The sequence below is a fragment of the Brevundimonas sp. genome (assembly GCF_023259385.1).
In the GTDB taxonomy this organism is placed as follows: domain Bacteria; phylum Pseudomonadota; class Alphaproteobacteria; order Caulobacterales; family Caulobacteraceae; genus Brevundimonas.
The window spans coordinates 1-16606 of sequence record NZ_JAHFPF010000048.1 but is presented as its reverse complement, the minus strand read 5'-3'; the positions used below and the strand labels follow the sequence as shown (position 1 = coordinate 16606).

Genomic DNA, 16606 nt, shown 5'->3' with positions numbered 1-16606 from the left:
GCACCGGGTCGACCGGCGGCCCCGGCGAAACCCAGATCGAGCTCGACCGCCGCCTGATCGCCGACCGCATCGTCAAGCTGAAGGCCGAGCTGGAAGAGGTGCGCCGCACCCGCGGCCTGCACCGCAAGGCCCGCCAGAAGGTCCCGTTCCCGACCGTGGCCCTGGTCGGCTACACCAACGCCGGCAAGTCGACCCTGTTCAACCGGCTGACGGGATCCGAGGTCTTCGCCAAGGACCTGCTGTTCGCCACCCTGGACACCACCCAGCGCACCATCCGCTTGCCGCAGGGCCGTCCGGCCATCGTGGCGGACACCGTCGGCTTCATCTCGGACCTGCCGCACGAACTCGTCGAAAGCTTCCGCGCCACCCTGGAAGAGGTCGGCGAGGCCGACCTGATCCTGCACGTCCGCGACATCGCCTCGGCCGACAGCGAAGCCCAGGCCAAGGACGTCGAGGCGGTGCTGAAACAGATCCCCATGGTCGAGGGCGCCAACGGCGAACCCAAGCCACGCCGCATCCTCGAGGTCTGGAACAAGATCGACCTGCTCGACGCCGAGACCCGCGAGGCCGTGCTCGGCCAGGCCGAACGCCTGCGCGCCCAGGGTCAGGCCGTGGCCGTCTCCGCCTGGACCGGGGAGGGGATCGATCCCCTGCGCGAGACCATCGCGGGCCTGATCGACGACGATCCCGAGAGCGCGCTGGTGCTGGCCCCCCATCAGGGCGAGGCCCTGGCCTGGCTCTATGAGAACGGCCGGGTCACCGGCCGCGAGACCGACGACGAGGGCCGCACCCACGTCACCGTGCGCCTGCATCCGGCGGCGCTGGGCCGGTTCGAGCGGCAGTTCGGCTGACAGGCGTCCGTTTTCGCCGCATCGCCGTGCCATACTGCGGCGCAGGATGATTCAGGCGCGGAACACGACGAACAGTGCGATTCTCGACTCGTGACATAACAGGGACTTACGGGCAGGTTTCGCACTGTTCGCACCCCGTTTTTTCCGTCGTTCGAAAGAACGCGCGATGCACCTGATCGAGACCACCCTCCTGCTGCTCCTGGCCGTGGTGGTGTCGGGCTCGGTCGCCCGCATCACCCGCATCGCTCTGCCGTTGGTCCAGATCGCCCTGGGGGCGGGGGTGGTGCTGGTCACCGGCGAGGCGGTGGATCTGGAGCCGGATATCTTCTTCCTGCTCTTCCTGCCGCCCCTGCTGTTCCTCGACGGCTGGCGCATTCCCAATGAGGCCCTGTTCCGCGACCGGGCGGTGATCCTCGAGCTGGCGCTGGGGCTGGTGGTCTTCACCGTCGTCGGTCTCGGCTTCCTCCTCTGGTGGATGATCCCGGAGATGCCGCTGGCCGTGGCCTTCGCCCTGGCCGCCATCCTGTCGCCGACCGATCCCATCGCGGTCCAGGCCATCGCCGCCCGCGCCCCGATCCCCAAGCGGCTGATGCATATCCTCGAAGGGGAGTCGCTGCTCAACGACGCCACCGGCCTGACCTGCATGCGGCTGGCCATCGTGGCGGCCTCCACAGGGACCTTCGTCCTGAGTCATGCGGTGGCCAGCTTCGCCTGGCTGGCGCTGGCCGGTGTCGCCGCGGGGGTCGGCGTGACGCTGCTCATCAGCCTGGCCAAGGCCTGGGTCAGCCGCCGGTGGGGCGAGGATGTCGGGGCCCAGATCCTGATCAGCCTGCTGATCCCCTTCGCCGCCTATCTGGTCGCCGAGAAGGTGCACGCCTCGGGTATCCTGGCCGCCGTCGCGGCCGGCGTGACCATGAGCTTCACCGAGCGGGGCGGGGCCAAGGGCCAGGCGCTGGCCGTCACCCGCGTCCGTCGCGGCGCCGTCTGGGACACGGTCCAGTTCGCCGCCAACGGCATCATCTTCGTCATCCTGGGCGAGCAGATGCCCTCGATCCTGTCGCGCGCCGCCGAGGTGGTCGCGGGCACCAGCCGGCCCGAGGTCTGGTGGCTGGCGATCTATGTCTTCGTCACCTTCGCCGCGCTCGCGGCCCTGCGCTTCATCTGGGTGTGGACCTCCCTGCGCCTGACCCTGTTCCGCAAGCGGCAGAAGGGCCCGCCGCCCAGGGTCGGCCTGCGCCTGACCGCGGTCATGTCGCTGGCGGGGGTGCGCGGGGCCATCACCCTGGCGGGCATCCTGACCGTGCCCTTCACCCTCGACGACGGCTCGCCCATGCCGTCGCGGACCATGGCCATCTTCCTGGCCGCCGCGGTGATCATCGTCTCGCTGATCGTGGCGACCATCGCCCTGCCCAGGCTGCTGAAGGGCGTCGAACTGCCGCCCGAGCCCTCGCACCAGCGTGAGGAGGACCACGGTCGGGTCGCCGCGGCGATGGCGGCCCTGCGCGCCGTTGAGGACGCCTCCCACACCATGGCCGAGGGGCGACCCAATCCGGACCTCTATTCCGACATCGCCAGCCGGCTCATGGAAATCTACCGCCGCCGCATCGAAAACCGCACCCGCACCGACGAGGACGATCTCGAGGCCGCCCGCCAGGCCGATGTCGTCGAACGCGAACTGCGTCTGGTGGGGCTCGCCGCCGAACGCATCGAACTCAGCAAGCTGGCGCGCTCGAAATTGATCGACGAGACCACGGCGAAACGGCTGATGCGCGAGATCGACCTGCAGGAGCTGCGGTACAGCTAGCTGGCGTCGAACGGCCTCAGCGGCGTGTCTCCGCGCAGGTAGAGCGGATGCTTCGGACTCCCGTCTGCGTTGGTCCCGAAGCACCACAGGGGCACCCCGTCCCGCCGCAGCGCCTCGATCAGGGCCTTGCCCGCTGGGGCCAGCACCTTGTTCAGCTTGCCGTGGCACAGGACCACCAGGCCGGCTCCGGCGGCGGCCTTGCGGATGGCCGGCAGGTTGTCGGGCGACGAGGCCTCGACCCCGGGCTCCAGCAGCATCTTCGGATGGGTCGCCCGATAGTCCCCGACATTGGCCTTGACCATGGCGTCGAACCCCTCGCGCTGGCTGAAGGTCCACTCCCGCGCACAGGTCGGGTCGTTGACGCTGGCGTCCGCCGTCGAAGGGTTCATGCCGATGAACAGGACGTAGCGCTCGGGGAACTCGGGTCCCAGCCAGCGCCGCATCAGCTGGCGATAGCGCCCGTCCGGGCTGAAGGTCGCGTCGCCGTTCACGCCCGGCATCAGCGCCAGCCGGACCTTGCCGCCAGGATCGTGCTGATCAGCGCTCATGCCCGCTCCGCCGCCTTGGCCGCGTCCCACAGGCCGTCCATCTCCGCCAGGTCCGACTGCTCCGGCGTCCGCCCGTCCTTCGCCAACTCGGCCTCGATGAAGGCGAAGCGGCGCACGAACTTGGCGTTGCAGCCCCTCAGGGCGTCCTCCGGCTCCACGCCCAGCTTGCGGGCCAGGTTGGCGACGACGAACAGCAGGTCGCCGACCTCGCCCCGCGCCTTGTCCCGGTCCCCGGCGGCGATCTCGGCGCGCAGCTCGGCGACCTCCTCGTCCAGCTTGTCGAAGACCTCGTCGGTCGAGGGCCAGTCGAAGCCGACGCGGGCGGCGCGCTTGGTCAGCTTGGCGGCGCGGGCCAGGGCGGGCAGGCCCACGGGCACGTCATCCAGCACCCCGTGCTGGGCCTTGGCCTTGCGCTCGGCGGCCTTGATGTCCTCCCAGCGGGCCTTCTGCGCCACGCCGTCGGCCTTGGCCGCCTCGTCGCCGAAGACGTGCGGGTGGCGGCGCTCCAGCTTGTCGGCGATGGCGTCGGCCACGTCGTCGAACACGAACAGGCCCTGCTCCTCGGCCATGCGGGCGTGGAAGACGACCTGGAACAGCAGGTCGCCCAGCTCGGACTTCAGGTCGTCCATGTCGCCGCGCTCGATGGCGTCGGCGACCTCATAGGCCTCCTCCAGCGTGTAGGGGGCGATGGTCTCGAACGTCTGCTCCACGTCCCAGGGACAGCCGCCCACGGGCGCGCGGAGCCGGGCCATGATGGCGTTCAGGCGGTCGATAGGCGTCATGCGGCGTCGCGTGCTTCAAGCGCCAGGCGGATCTCGTCGTGCCGGGCGGGCGTCAGCGGATAGTTCTTCAGCACCAGCGCGGCCGCCGCCAGCAGCAGGCCGGGCAGCAGGATGAACAGGACCTGCAGGGTCAGCAGCGACATCTCGCTGTTGCCCCCCGCCGGCGCGATGGCCTTGAAGCCCACCCACTGCAGGATCAGGTAGGGGATCAGGGCGACCACGTGGCCGATCTTGGTCGTGGCCGACAGGATGGAGAACATCAGGCCGGTGCGGTCCACGCCGGTCTCCAGCCGGACCTCATCGCCCACATCGGCCATCATGGCCCGCAGCAGGAACAGGCCCGCCGCATAGGGCAGGCCGGCCAGGAACATGACCGCCGCCGTCAGGGTGAAGTTGCCGCCCGGGACCAGGGTCGCGCCGATGTAGAGGCCGGCGAAGCTCAGGCTGGCGATGGCCAGGGCCTTGTCCTTGCCCACCCGCGTGGCCAGCCAGGCCCAGAAGGGCGCGCCCACCAGGCCGGCGACGAAGTACAGCAGCATGAACAGCGAGGCCTCGGTATGCCCATAGCCCTTGATCTGGCCGAAGAAGAAGAACAGCAGCGAGCCGGTGATGCCCGGCGCCACGCCCAGAAGCACGTCCGCGAACAGCAGCTTCCGGACCGCCTTGCGCTTGAACAGGGCGAGATAGGCCTTGGGCCCGCCGTGCGGCGCGGCGCCGGCGTTGACCGGCTCGGGCACCACGAACAGCGTCAGGCCGATGGTGACGGGCAGGGCGATCAGGATGGCCCAGCCCATGATGCGCACGCCGTCGGCGTAGGTGCCGATGCCCAGCTGGATGACCACGGTCGGCAGGATCAGGATCAGGATCACGCCGATGATGTTGAACACCTGCCACCAGCCGTAGACCCGGCTGCGCTGGTCGTATTCCGGCGCCAGCACCGAGGCCCAGCCCAGCTGGCCCAGGGTGGCGATCGAGAAGCCGAGGTAGAGCACCAGCAGCCAGGCGAAGAGATAGGCCGCCCCGGCGCCCGGCTGAACCAGCACGAACATCATCAGGGCCGAAAGCATCAGGACCGGGGTCGAGGCCACCATCCACGGGCGGTAGCGGCCGAACCGGGTCTTGGTCCGGTCCATGGCCCAACCGATGAAGGGGTCGAAGGTGATGTCGATCAGGCGCACGGCCATGAACACCGTCGCCACCACGCCCAACTCCAGGCCGACGAAGGTGGCGTAGAACTCCGGCAGGGTGACCGGCAGGGCCACGCCGAAGGCCGCCAGCGGCAGGCAGACGGTCGAGAAGGCGGCGAGCACGGCGTTGGAGCGGCGAGCCGGGGCGGGCGGAGCGGCGTCGGTCATGGACAGGTCCGGTGCGACGGTCCCGAGTCGCCGTCCGCGCCACCATGCCGCCTTTGCCGTCCGTGCGCGAGGGTCGCGAAGGGCCTTGCCGCCGACATGATCTCCGGGCCACCATCCCTCCATGATCCGGGGCGTCCTCCTGTCGAGACTCGCGGCCAGCGCGGCCCTGCTGGCGGGCCTGTGCCTGGCCGGCGCCGCCTCGGCCCAGGAACGTGGGGAGGGGCGCGGCGGCTGCGAGGCCGATCCGGTCGAATGGGGCGGCCCGGCCTTCGCCAACGCCGTCTCCTTCCAGCGCATGGAATGGGCGCCCTTCAGCGCGACCGAGTTCGGCTGGGAGACCTATCTGCCGCTGATCCAGAAGGAGATCGGCACGGACTGCGCGCCCGCGTCGCCGCGCTTCTCCCGGGCGCTGGCCGAGTTCCAGTACAGCCACGGCCTGCCGCCGACCGGCTGGTTCGACGCGGCGACATTCCAGGTGTTCCGCGGCGTCTGGCAGGAGCGGCGGCCCTTCATCATGGCCCGAGTGCGCGAGCAGCCCTGTCCCGACCCGCCGCCGCTGTACCAGCTCGGCTATCTGGTCGAGTCCGAGGAGCACGCCGACCGCCTGACCCGGCTGCTGCGCCGCGACGTGCTGGACGCCTATCGCGAGCTGGTCGCCGCCGCCCGCGCCGAGGTGCCCGAGGTGGCCAACGATCCCGAGCTGCTGCAGATCTTCTCCGGCTTCCGGGACCCCGAGGCCGACGCCGCCCGTTGCGCCCAGCAGGGCAGTTGCGACGGCCTGCGCCGCGCCGCCTGTTCGCCGCACCGGACCGGAACGGCCGTGGACCTCTACGTCGGCCAGATCGCCGGGCTGGGGGTGGACAACACCTCGGCGGTGAGCCGCCTGCACATGACGCGCGGCCCGACCTATCGCTGGCTGGTCCGGAACGCGGGGCGGTTCGGCTTCGTCCCCTATGTCTATGAACCCTGGCACTGGGAGTGGGTCAGCCCGACCGGCGGCTACGTCGGCGCGCCCCCGCCGCCCTGATGCGGCCGCTGACGCCGGGCGAGACCGAGCTGGCTCGCGAGGCCTTCGGGGACAGCCTGGAGTGCGAGACCATCCGCTTCCTCCCGGCCCCATGGCCGTTCGACCGGGCCTTCGTGCCCGGCCGCTGGTTCTGGCGGGACTGGATCGTCTGGCCCAAGAGGTCGCTGCCGGCCGATCTGTCGACCGCGCCGCTGGGCCGCCAGTCGACCTTCATCCATGAGCTGACCCACGTCTGGCAGGCGCAGCACGGCGTGAACCTGCTGACCGCCAAACTGGGGGCAGGGGACAGCCTGGCCAGCTACGCCTATCCCCTGGCCGCCGACTGCGACTGGGACCGTCTGAACATCGAGCAGCAAGCGATGGTGGTCGAGCACCGCTTCCGGCTGTCGCGCGGAATGACCGTTCCCACGGACCAGGCCTTCTACGACCGGGTGTGTCCGATCAACCGGGCCTAGTGCATGGTACCGGCGACGATCTCCAGCTTGTTGCCGTCCGGATCCAGCAGCACGGCGCCGTAGTAGTCCGAGGCGATGTCCGGGTGGGCTCCGGCCGGGCGGACGACGGTCGCGCCCAGGGCCACGGCGGCGTCGAAGGCCTCGTGCACGGCGGCGCGGCCGGGGGCCGAGAAGGCGATGTGGCTGCCCAGGCCGGCGACGCGTTCGCCTGACACCGGATAGACGAAGAACTGACGCACCAGACCGCCGGGGCCGAAGGCGAGCTCCGAGTCCGAAGCCGCAGCCTCGCCGTGGCCCAGGGGCGAGAAGAAGGCGGCGTAGAAGCGCCGGGCCGCGTCGAGATCACGAACGCCGACGGAAAGATGATCGAACATGAGGGCTGCTCCCGGCCTGTTTGGATGGACGTGGGAAACCGGAACGGTCTTCGCAACATTCCTGCGGCGGGCTCTTGCGCCTGACCGGCCGACCGCTCAAATGGGCACTGATACTGTTGCTGTATCTAAACCCTCAGGAGATGCCTTATGGCCCGCGTTCTGGTTCTCTATCACTCCACCTACGGCCACATCGAAACCATGGCCGAGGCGGTCGCGGAGGGCGCGCGCTCGATCGAGGGCGTGACGGTCGATATCAAGCGCGTGCCGGAACTGGTGCCGGAAGAGCTGGCCAGGGAGAGCGGCTACAAGCTGGATCAGAGCGCGCCGATCGCGACCGCGGCCGATCTGGAGAATTATGACGCCGTCATCGTGGGCGCGGGCACCCGCTACGGCACCGCCGCCTCGCAGATGCGCAACTTCTGGGACCAGACCGGCGGCGTCTGGATGAAGGGCGCGCTGGTCGGCAAGGTCGGCGCGGCGTTCACCTCGACCGCGACCCAGCACGGTGGTCAGGAAACCACCCTGATCGGCCTGATCCAGACCCTGCTGCACCACGGTATGCTGATCGCGGGCCTGCCCTACGCCTGGAGCGGCCAGCAGACGATGGACGAGATCACCGGCGGCTCGCCCTACGGCGCCTCGACGATCACGGGCGGGACCGGCGCCCGCATGCCCAGCGACAACGAGCTGGACGGCGCCCGTTTCCAGGGCCGCTACGTCGCCGAGACGGCGAAGAAGCTGTTCGGCTGATCATGCGGCAGCCGGCGATCTTCTTCGGTCACGGTTCCCCGATGAACGCGCTGGGCGGTCCGTTCGCGGACGCCTGGCGCGCGCTGGGCGAGGCCGTGGGCAAGCCGAAGGGCGTGGTCATGGTCTCGGCCCACTGGGAAACCGGCGGGCTGGGCGTGACGGCGCAGGCGCAGCCAGAAACCATCCATGATTTCGGCGGCTTCCCGGCGGAACTGCACGCGATGCAGTATCCCGCGCCGGGGTCGCCGGAACTGGCCGCGCGGGTGTCGGAGCTGACCGGCGCGATCCCGACGACCCAGTGGGGCCTGGACCACGGAACCTGGTCGGTGCTGGCCCACGTCTGGCCCGAAGCCGACGTGCCGGTCGTCCAGTTGTCGCTGAACCGCCGGCTGGATGCGCGCGGTCACTATGAGTTGGCCAAGCGTCTGGCGCCGCTGCGGGACGAGGGCATCATCATCGCCGGGTCAGGCGACTTCGTGCACAACCTGCGCGCCTGGAAGCGCGCGGGCGGCGAGCCGTATGACTGGGCGGTGCATTTCAACGAGGCGGTGAAGTCCGCCTTCGTGCGCGGCGACGACGACGCCCTGGTCGACTGGGTCGGCCTGGCCGAAGACGCCCAGCTGAGCGTGCCGACCGACGAACACTATCTGCCGCTGCTTTACGTCGCCGCCCAGCGGATGCCGGGCGACGACGTGAGCTTCGTTAACGACGTCATCGAGGGTGGATCGATCTCGATGACGGGCGTCAGGATCGGCTGATCAGCCGCCCTTCTTCATGGCGCTGTCGACCGACCACGGGCCGGGGCCCGCGGCGACGAAATACAGGAAGACGAAACAGTACAGGGCGATGGTCTCGCCGCCGTTGACGATCGGGAACGCGCCCATCTTGGCGTGGACCATCCAGTAGCCGACGGCGCAGAAGCCGGAGGCCAGGAAGGCGACCGGACGAGTGAACAGGCCGATCAGGAACAGGGCGCCCAGCACCAGCTCCAGCGGACCCGACAGGCCGGCCAGGCTGAGGCCTGGGGGCGGCACGCCGTCGACGGCCGGGAAGCCCAGCACCTTGGCCGTGCCGTGGCTGACGAACAGAAGACCCGTGAAGATCCGCAGGACGCTGAGCAGCTGCGGCTGGTAGGCGGAGAACTTGTTGAACATGGAACCCTCCCTCTCGTTTCAGAGAACGATACTCTGCGCCGAGTCGGGCGGGGGACAAGTCAGGCCGGCCCGATCAGGCAGGCCGGGTCATGCGGCCCCATCATGCGGCCTTGTCGACCTCGGCCATCTGCTGGATGGCGACGTAGTCCGTCTTACCCGTGCCCAGGACGGGCACCTCGCCGACGCGCATGATCTTCTTGGGCACCGCCAGCTCGGGTGCGCCGTGCTCGCGGGCCCATTCGGCCAGGCGGGCGACATCGGCGTCCTTGCGGTCTGTGACCAGCACCAGCTTCTCGCCCTTGCGGCTGTCGGGGATGGAGACCACGGCGTGGCGCGATTCCGGCCAGACGGCGCTGGCCAGGCCCTCGACGGCGGTCAGGGAGACCATCTCGCCGCCGATCTTGGCGAAGCGCTTCACCCGACCGAGGATCTCGATATAGCCCTCGTCGTCGATGGCGACGATGTCGCCGGTGTCATGCCAGCCGTCCTTGAGCGGCTCGATGGCGCGGGGGTCGTCGGCGGACAGATAGCCTTCCATGACGTTGGGGCCGCGCAGGTACAGCCGGCCGCCCTCGGCGATGCCGGGCACCTCTTCCAGCTTCCAGTCCATGCCGGGCAGGATCTGGCCGACCGAGCCGGGGCGGTTGCGGTCCGGATGGTTCACGGCCACCACAGGCGCCGCTTCCGTGGCGCCGTAGCCTTCCAGCAGCTTCAGGCCGTGGAAGCGGGTGTTGAACAGGTGGTGGGTCTCGTCGCGCACCCTTTCGGCGCCGGCGACCACGAACTGGAGCGTGGAGAAGTCGTCCGGCCCGGCGACGCGGGCGTACTGGTTCAGGAAGGTGTCGGTCGCGAACAGGATCGAGGCCTTCACCTGCGGCAGCAGCTCGACGATCTGCTTGGCGTGCAGCGGTGAGGGGTACTGGAAGGCTTTCATGCCCTGCAGCAGGGGCAGCAGCACGCCGCCGGTCAGGCCGAAGCAGTGGAAAGTCGGCAGCGGGTTGAACATCACCCACTCCGGCTTCAGATGGATGTGCTGGGCGACCTGGCGGCAGTTGGCGACCAGGTTCCACTGGCTCAGCACCACGCCCTTGGGCGCGCCGAAGCTGCCGGAGGTGAACAGCACCACGCCGGGCGACGACGGGTCGGCCTTCACGGCGAAGCGCTTGGGCATCATGCCGGCCATCAGGCCGTACAGCTTGTCCTGCAGGCCGATGGAGGCGCGCACGTCGTCCAGCCAGACGATCTCGGCCACGGTCTCAATGTCGGCGATCAGCTCGTCCAGCTTGGCCTGCTGGATGAAGCGGCGGGCGGTCAGGACCTTCTTCACGCCCGCGGCGGCCAGCGCCGCCTTGATGTTCCGCTCGCCTGCCGTGAAGTTGATCATCACCGGCACGCGGCCGTGCGCGTGCAGACCGTAGAAGGTCACCACCACGCCCATGCTGGACGGCAGCAGGATGCCGACGCGTTCTTCCAGTTCGGTTACCGCGGCGATCTTGCGACCCAGGACGAAGGCGGCGCGGATCAGGCCGGTATAGGTCAGGGGCTTGCGATCCTGGTCCTCCAGGATCTCCTTGTCGCCATAGGTCTCACGCGCGGCGATCAGGGCGTCGAATATGGTTTCTTCGCCGACCTTGGCTTCCAGCGGTACGCGCAAAACTCATCCTCCGTCGGCGCGTTGTCCCGCGCCCGTGCTTTAGAGCGGGGAAACTAGTGCGCGGCGTTCACCTTGAAAAGATGCGTTACCTTGCGTGAGGTTCCGCCGCGCCTTGCCTTCGCCGCAGGGAAAGACGACATACCGCCTTCAAGCCTTCGGAGCCCGAGCCCGCCTTGGTCACCCTGATCGACACGTTGAAGAAGACGCCGTCCGAACTGCGTCACCCGGAAAAGCAGAACCGCCCGGAGACCGCGGTGCTGAAAAAGCCGGACTGGCTGCGCGTCAAGGCGCCCGGATCGGGCCAGTACAACGCCACCAAGGAGATCGTCCGCTCCAAGGGGCTGGTGACCGTCTGTGAAGAAGCGGCCTGCCCGAACATCGGCGAGTGCTGGAGCCAGAAGCACGCCACCCTGATGATCATGGGCGACACCTGCACGCGGGCTTGCGCCTTCTGCAACGTCAAGACAGGCCTGCCCCAGCCGCTGGATCCGGAAGAGCCGGCCAAGGTCGGGCTGGCCGTCGCCCAGATGGGCCTGAACCACGTCGTGATCACCTCGGTGGACCGCGATGACGTGTCCGACGGCGGCGCGGCCCACTTCGCCGAGGTGGTGCGCCAGATACGCCTGCAGGCGCCCAACACCACCATCGAAATCCTGACGCCCGACTTCCTGCGCAAGGACGGGGCGGCCGAGGTGATGATCGACGCCACGCCCGACGTCTTCAACCACAACCTCGAGACCGTTCCGCGCCTGTATCTGAAGATCCGGCCCGGCGCCCGCTACTTCCACTCCCTGCGCCTGCTGCAGATGGTCAAGGAGCGTGACCCGAACCAGTTCACCAAGTCCGGCATCATGGTCGGCCTGGGCGAGACCAAGGAAGAGGTCATGCAGGTGATGGACGACATGCGGTCCGCCGGCGTCGACTTCATCACCATCGGCCAGTACCTGCAGCCGACCCGCAAGCACGCGGCGATCGAGCGCTTCGTCACGCCGGAAGAGTTCAAGGCCTATGAGGCGATCGCCCGCGCCAAGGGCTTCCTGATGGTGTCGGCCAGCCCGCTGACCCGCAGCTCGCACCACGCCGGCGACGACTTCGCCCGGCTGAAGGCGGCGCGCCTGGCCCAGACCGGTCGCTGAGCCGCGCTTGGCCGTCCACCGCGTCACGAAAATCCTTCCCTATCAACCGGATCAGCTGGCCGAGCTGGTGGCGGACGTGAAGGCCTATCCCCAGTTCGTGAAGTGGGTGACGGGCATGCGGACCTGGAACCGGCGGGAGGAGCGCCCGGGCGTTTGCGTCGAGGACGCCGAGGCCTCGGTCGGCTTCTCCTTCCTGACCGAGAAATTCTCGACCTGGGTGCGGCATGACAAAAACCGGCCGCTGGTCGAGGTCGGCCTGCTGCGCGGGCCGTTCCGGCACCTGAAGAACCGCTGGGAGTTCTTCCCCGATCCCAAGGGAACTCGGGTGGAATTCATGATCGACTTCGCCTTCCGCTCGCCGCTGCTGAACGGGATGCTGCAGGCCAATTTCGACCGGGCGGTCTCGGCCCTGATGTCCAGCTTCGAGGCCGAAGCGGCGCGGCGCTACGGGCCGAAGGCATGAGCTTCGATTTCGACGCGACGGTGGTGGGCGCCGGCGCGGTCGGGCTGGCCTGCGGCCGCGCGCTGGCGAAACGCGGGCTGACGGTGCTGGTGCTGGAGACGGCGCCGCACATCGGCCAGGGCGTGTCCTCTCGCAACAGCGAGGTCATCCATGGCGGCCTCTACTATCCGACCGGTTCGCTGAAGGCCCGGTTCTGTGTCGAGGGGCGGCGGCTGCTCTACAGCTTCCTGGACAGCCACAAGGTCGATTACCGCAAATGCGGCAAGCTGGTCGTGGCGACCGAGGAAGCCGAGGTCGAACGCATCGAGGCCATCTTCGACCAGGCCGCGGCCAACGGCGTCGAGGGGCTGGAGCACCTGACCGGAGCCCAGGCGCGGGCCCTGGAGCCGGGTCTGAACGCCCACGCGGCCATCCTGTCGCCCGAGAGCGGCCTGTTCGCCAGCCACGACTACATGCTGGCCCTGCAGGGCGAGATCGAGGACGCGGGCGGCTCCGTCGTCGTATCCACCCCCTTCGAACGCGCCGAGCCCCTGCCGGGCGGCGGCTTCACGATCACGGCGGGCGGGCCAGATTCGGGGGAGGGCGGCGCGACCCTGACGAGCGGCCTGTTGGTCACCGCGCCGGGCCTGCAGGCGCAGGATGTCGCCGCGCGGATCGAGGGCTTTCCGGCCGACCGCATCCCCAAGGGGCGTCTGGGCAAGGGCGTCTACTTCCGTCTGACCGGCAAGGCGCCGTTCGAGCGGCTGGTCTATCCGCCGCCCATCCCCGGCGCGCTGGGCACCCATTACCGGAAGGATCTGGGCGGGCAGGGGGTGTTCGGGCCGGACCTCGCCTATGTCGAGACCGAGGACTATTCGGTCGATCCCGCCAAGGCGGCGGAGTTCGAGCACTACATCCGCCGCTTCTGGCCCGGCCTGCCGGACGGCGCGCTGACGCCCGACTACGCCGGCATCCGGCCCAAGCTGCATGGTCCGGGCGAGCCGCAGCCGGACTTCCAGCTCAGGGACCGGTCCGATCACGGGCTGGATGGGCTGGTGGCCCTGTTCGGCATCGAGAGCCCTGGCCTGACCAGTTCCCTTGCCATCGGCGAACGGGTCGCCGACATGTTGGCGCATGACTGAGCTGACGATCCGGGACGCGACCCCGGCTGATATTCCCGCCCTGCACGCCCTGGTCGAGAGCGCCTATCGCGGCGAGGCGTCGCGCGCGGGCTGGACCACGGAAGCGGACCTGCTGGAGGGCCAGCGGACCGATGTCGAGGAGCTGGTCTCCATCCTGGCCGATCCGGAGCAGGGCCTGTTGACCGCATGGCGGGGCGACGACTTGATCGGCAGCATCCTGATCGCCCGACGCAGCGAGGGCGTCGGCTATTTCGGCATGCTGTCCGTCAGCCCCACGAGTCAGGGCGGCGGCCTGGGGCGAGCGCTCGTCGGCGCGGCCGAGGCGGCCCTGGCCGACCGATTCGGCGCCCGGCGGGTGTCCATCTGGGTCTTTCCCCAGCGTGAGACCCTGATCGCCTGGTACGAACGGCTGGGCTATGCGGCCACCGGCGAAACCCAGCCGTTTCCTTATGGCGACGCGCGTTTCGGCCTGCCGCTGCGGGATGATCTGAGCTTCATCGTCATGGAAAAGGCGATCGGCTAGGTCTGTCGCCGCAACTGCCTTGAAATCGCCAGCGGGTTCATGCATAAGCCCGCGCTCGCTGGCGGCTCGTTCGGGCCGCCGCTGTTGTTTTCGCGCCCTTACCGGCGCCCGACCAGAAGATTGAGACGGAAATGGCCGTTCCGAAGCGCAAAGTATCGCCCTCGCGTCGCAACATGCGCCGCGCTCACGACTCGCTGGGCACCAACGCCTACGTCGAGGACAAGGACACGGGCGAGCTGAAGCGCCCGCACCACATCGACCTGAAGACCGGCACCTACCGCGGTCGCCAGGTTCTGACCCCGAAGGAAGACTAGTCTTCTGAGGACCCGGCTTCGGCCGGACGAAAGATTTTAACGGCGCGCGATGACCTCGCGCGCCGTTTTCGTGCGTTTATGGCCCCAGACCATCTTCTGGAGCGCCCCATGATCCGTCGTATACTGCTGACCACCGCCGTCATCGGCTCCATCGGGGCCCTGGCCGCCTGCAATCCACCCGAGCCCGCCGCGCCGCCAGCCGAGCCCGCGCCGGCCCCGGCGCCCGAGGTCCCGGCCCCAGCGCCGTCCAACGTTCTGACCGCCAATGGCTTCGGTCCGCTGCGAATCGGCATGACGACCGCCGAAATCGAGGCGGCGCTGGGCGCGGACTCCAATCCGAACGCCGTCGGCGGCGCCGATCCGGCCAGCTGCGACATGTTCCATCCGGCCCGCGCGCCCGAGGGCCTGCTGGTCATGACCAACGGCGGAGCCTTGGCCAGTGTTTGGCTGACCCGCGCCTCGACCGTGACCACGGATCGGGGCTTCAAGATCGGCGACGAGGCCGCGGCGGTGAAGGCCGCCTATGGCGCGTCCGCCGTGGTGGTTCCGCACAAGTACGAGGCCGCGCCCGCCGAATACATCACCGTCTGGGCCACCGCCGACCACGCCGGCCCTGCCGCGCGCGGCGTCAAGTACGAGATCGGTCAGGACGGCAAGGTGAAGTCGATCGCCGGCGGCGGGCCGTCCATCGAATACGTCGAGGGCTGTTCCTAACCCTTTGGCATCTCGAAGGTGAGCGTCACGGCGTCGGCGGAGCGATCCGCCGGCCCGTGATAGACCGCCTCGATGTTGTTGCCGTCGGGATCGAACAGGAAGGCGGCGTAGTAGCCGGGGTGGTAGATCGTCCGCTCGCCGGGCGGTCCGTTGTCCCAGCCTCCAGCCTTCAGGCCCGCGTCGTGGAAGCGGCGCACCGTCTCCTGATCCGGCGCCTGGAAGGCGAGATGGACATGGGTGGGCTGATCGCCCGCATCGATCCAGAACTCGTCCGCCCAGAGGTGGGTGTCCTCCTCGGTGAAGGGGATGCCGAGCGCCTCGAACACTGCCTTGTAGAAGGTCTTCGCGGCCTCCAGGTCGGGCGAGCGGAGGTGCACATGGTCGATCAGCCGGCCGCGTTTCAGTTCCATGAGAGGCTCCTTTGAAGAGCTAACGCATGACGGGTTGAGCCGGGTTCCTTGCCGTGCCGGGGCAGGGCGGGCTAAACGCGGCGTCTGATCGCCTCGCACAGCAGAGTCCTCCCATGACCGACATCGCCGAAATCGTCGCCCGCCAGATCCTCGACAGCCGGGGCAATCCGACGGTGGAAGTGGATGTGATCCTGGACGACGGCTCGTTCGGCCGCGCCGCCGTGCCGTCGGGCGCCTCGACCGGCGCGCACGAAGCCGTCGAACTTCGCGACGGCGACAAGGACCTGTGGGGCGGCAAGGGCGTCCAGAAGGCCGTCGACGCCGTCAACGGCGAAATCTTCGACGCCCTGTCCGGCATGGACGCGGAAGACCAGCGCCGCATCGACGAGTCGCTGATCGGCCTGGACGGCACGGCCAACAAGGGCCGCCTGGGCGCCAACGCCATCCTGGGCGTGTCCCTGGCCTGCGCCAAGGCCAGCGCCGTCAGCTCGAACCTGCCGCTGTATCGCTATCTGGGCGGCGTCTCGGCCCGCGTGCTGCCGACGCCGATGATGAACATCATCAACGGCGGCGCCCACGCCGACAATCCGATCGACATCCAGGAGTTCATGATCCTGCCGACCGGCGCGGAGACCTTCTCGGAAGGCCTGCGCATGGGCGCCGAGATCTTCCACTCTCTGAAGAAGGCCCTCAAGGACGCGGGTCACAACACCAACGTCGGCGACGAGGGCGGCTTCGCCCCCAACCTGCTTTCGGCGGAAGCGGCGCTGGAGTTCATCACCAAGGCTGGTCAGGCCGCCGGCTATCTGGCGGGCGAGGACTTCCACCTGGGCCTGGACGTGGCCGCCACCGAGTTCTTCAAGGACGGCAAGTACGTCATGGCCGGCGAGGGCAAGACCTTCGACGCCGACGGCATGGTCGGCTACCTGGCCGACCTATGCGAACGCTTCCCGATCGTCTCGATCGAGGACGGCTGCGCCGAGGATGATTTCGACGGCTGGCGTCTGCTGACCGAACGCCTCGGCGACCGCGTCCAGATCGTCGGCGACGACCTGTTCGTGACCAACCCGGCCCGTCTGGCCGCCGGCATCGGCGAAGGCCTGGCCAACTCGATCCTGATCAAGGTCAACCAGATCGGCACGCTTTCGGAGACTCTGGATGCGGTCGATAT

The 16606-nt window shown here is 68.9% G+C and carries 20 protein-coding genes; 13 read left to right on the top strand and 7 right to left on the bottom strand.

Annotation, left to right across the window (positions count from 1 at the left end):
* The coding region (gene hflX, locus Q0C81_RS05555) for a GTPase HflX (RefSeq protein ID WP_291834751.1) at positions 1 to 851 on the top strand (851 nt) is incomplete at its 5' end.
* A 166-nt stretch (positions 852 to 1017) separates the two neighbouring features.
* Positions 1018 to 2655 (top strand): Na+/H+ antiporter, encoded by a 1638-nt coding sequence (locus Q0C81_RS05550; protein WP_291834748.1) that lies wholly within the window; start codon positions 1018 to 1020, stop codon positions 2653 to 2655.
* On the opposite strand, the gene Q0C81_RS05545 is transcribed toward Q0C81_RS05550, so the two are convergent.
* From Q0C81_RS05545 to Q0C81_RS05535, 3 genes are read right to left on the bottom strand one after another with little or no spacing between them, the layout of a single operon-like run.
* Positions 2652 to 3203: a DUF1643 domain-containing protein gene (locus Q0C81_RS05545; protein ID WP_291834743.1), complete on the bottom strand. Its 552-nt coding sequence runs from the start codon at positions 3201 to 3203 to the stop codon at positions 2652 to 2654. The two genes, Q0C81_RS05550 and Q0C81_RS05545, sit on opposite strands and share 4 nt — an antisense overlap.
* The gene (gene mazG, locus Q0C81_RS05540; protein WP_291834741.1) at positions 3200 to 3985 is read right to left on the bottom strand and encodes a nucleoside triphosphate pyrophosphohydrolase; all 786 of its coding nucleotides are present in this window, start codon (positions 3983 to 3985) and stop codon (positions 3200 to 3202) included. Before mazG ends, Q0C81_RS05545 begins: the two co-directional genes overlap by 4 nt.
* Positions 3982 to 5340 carry an MFS transporter gene (locus tag Q0C81_RS05535; protein ID WP_291834737.1) on the bottom strand — a complete coding sequence of 453 codons (1359 nt, stop codon included), beginning with the start codon at positions 5338 to 5340 and terminating at the stop codon, positions 3982 to 3984. The genes mazG and Q0C81_RS05535 overlap by 4 nt, the downstream gene beginning before the upstream one ends.
* A gap of 121 nt (positions 5341 to 5461) precedes the next feature.
* On the opposite strand from Q0C81_RS05535, the gene Q0C81_RS05530 reads away from it, so the two are divergent.
* Together Q0C81_RS05530 and Q0C81_RS05525 are read left to right on the top strand one after the other, a co-directional pair.
* Entirely contained in the window at positions 5462 to 6367 is a 906-nt protein-coding gene (locus tag Q0C81_RS05530) for a M15 family metallopeptidase (RefSeq protein WP_291834734.1), read from the top strand.
* A complete protein-coding gene (locus tag Q0C81_RS05525; protein ID WP_291834731.1) occupies positions 6367 to 6822 on the top strand; it encodes a hypothetical protein in 456 nt (151 codons plus the stop codon). Before Q0C81_RS05530 ends, Q0C81_RS05525 begins: the two co-directional genes overlap by 1 nt.
* On the opposite strand, the gene Q0C81_RS05520 is transcribed toward Q0C81_RS05525, so the two are convergent.
* The gene (locus Q0C81_RS05520; protein ID WP_291834728.1) at positions 6819 to 7196 is read right to left on the bottom strand and encodes a VOC family protein; all 378 of its coding nucleotides are present in this window, start codon (positions 7194 to 7196) and stop codon (positions 6819 to 6821) included. The two genes, Q0C81_RS05525 and Q0C81_RS05520, sit on opposite strands and share 4 nt — an antisense overlap.
* A gap of 147 nt (positions 7197 to 7343) precedes the next feature.
* On the opposite strand from Q0C81_RS05520, the gene wrbA reads away from it, so the two are divergent.
* Positions 7344 to 7946 carry an NAD(P)H:quinone oxidoreductase gene (wrbA, locus tag Q0C81_RS05515; RefSeq protein ID WP_291834726.1) on the top strand — a complete coding sequence of 201 codons (603 nt, stop codon included), beginning with the start codon at positions 7344 to 7346 and terminating at the stop codon, positions 7944 to 7946.
* 2 nt (positions 7947 to 7948) lie between these two features.
* On the top strand, positions 7949 to 8704 hold the full coding sequence (gene ygiD, locus Q0C81_RS05510; protein WP_291834724.1) for a 4,5-DOPA dioxygenase extradiol: 756 nt from the start codon (positions 7949 to 7951) through the stop codon (positions 8702 to 8704).
* Here the strand turns inward: ygiD and Q0C81_RS05505 are convergent, their stop codons facing one another.
* Entirely contained in the window at positions 8705 to 9100 is a 396-nt protein-coding gene (locus tag Q0C81_RS05505; RefSeq protein ID WP_291834721.1) for a DoxX family protein, read from the bottom strand. It lies immediately after the preceding gene.
* A 100-nt stretch (positions 9101 to 9200) separates the two neighbouring features.
* The gene (locus tag Q0C81_RS05500; protein ID WP_291834718.1) at positions 9201 to 10754 is read right to left on the bottom strand and encodes an AMP-binding protein; all 1554 of its coding nucleotides are present in this window, start codon (positions 10752 to 10754) and stop codon (positions 9201 to 9203) included.
* A gap of 173 nt (positions 10755 to 10927) precedes the next feature.
* On the opposite strand from Q0C81_RS05500, the gene lipA reads away from it, so the two are divergent.
* The 6 genes from lipA (at position 10928) to Q0C81_RS05470 (ending at position 15025) form a co-directional block, all read left to right on the top strand.
* On the top strand, positions 10928 to 11890 hold the full coding sequence (lipA, locus tag Q0C81_RS05495) for a lipoyl synthase (protein ID WP_291834715.1): 963 nt from the start codon (positions 10928 to 10930) through the stop codon (positions 11888 to 11890).
* A 7-nt stretch (positions 11891 to 11897) separates the two neighbouring features.
* The gene (locus Q0C81_RS05490; protein WP_291834712.1) at positions 11898 to 12353 is read left to right on the top strand and encodes a type II toxin-antitoxin system RatA family toxin; all 456 of its coding nucleotides are present in this window, start codon (positions 11898 to 11900) and stop codon (positions 12351 to 12353) included.
* Positions 12350 to 13474 (top strand): NAD(P)/FAD-dependent oxidoreductase, encoded by a 1125-nt coding sequence (locus Q0C81_RS05485; RefSeq protein WP_291834710.1) that lies wholly within the window; start codon positions 12350 to 12352, stop codon positions 13472 to 13474. The genes Q0C81_RS05490 and Q0C81_RS05485 overlap by 4 nt, the downstream gene beginning before the upstream one ends.
* Positions 13467 to 13997: a GNAT family N-acetyltransferase gene (locus Q0C81_RS05480; protein ID WP_291834708.1), complete on the top strand. Its 531-nt coding sequence runs from the start codon at positions 13467 to 13469 to the stop codon at positions 13995 to 13997. The genes Q0C81_RS05485 and Q0C81_RS05480 overlap by 8 nt, the downstream gene beginning before the upstream one ends.
* Positions 13998 to 14128: 131 nt before the next feature.
* Positions 14129 to 14311, top strand: a complete 183-nt coding sequence (gene rpmF, locus Q0C81_RS05475) for a 50S ribosomal protein L32 (protein WP_259551443.1) — start codon at positions 14129 to 14131, stop codon at positions 14309 to 14311.
* Between the two features lie 108 nt (positions 14312 to 14419).
* Positions 14420 to 15025 (top strand): hypothetical protein, encoded by a 606-nt coding sequence (locus tag Q0C81_RS05470; protein ID WP_291834696.1) that lies wholly within the window; start codon positions 14420 to 14422, stop codon positions 15023 to 15025.
* On the opposite strand, the gene Q0C81_RS05465 is transcribed toward Q0C81_RS05470, so the two are convergent.
* Positions 15022 to 15435 (bottom strand): VOC family protein, encoded by a 414-nt coding sequence (locus Q0C81_RS05465; RefSeq protein WP_291834693.1) that lies wholly within the window; start codon positions 15433 to 15435, stop codon positions 15022 to 15024. The two genes, Q0C81_RS05470 and Q0C81_RS05465, sit on opposite strands and share 4 nt — an antisense overlap.
* A gap of 113 nt (positions 15436 to 15548) precedes the next feature.
* On the opposite strand from Q0C81_RS05465, the gene eno reads away from it, so the two are divergent.
* The coding region (gene eno / locus Q0C81_RS05460) for a phosphopyruvate hydratase (protein WP_291834690.1) at positions 15549 to 16606 on the top strand (1058 nt) is incomplete at its 3' end.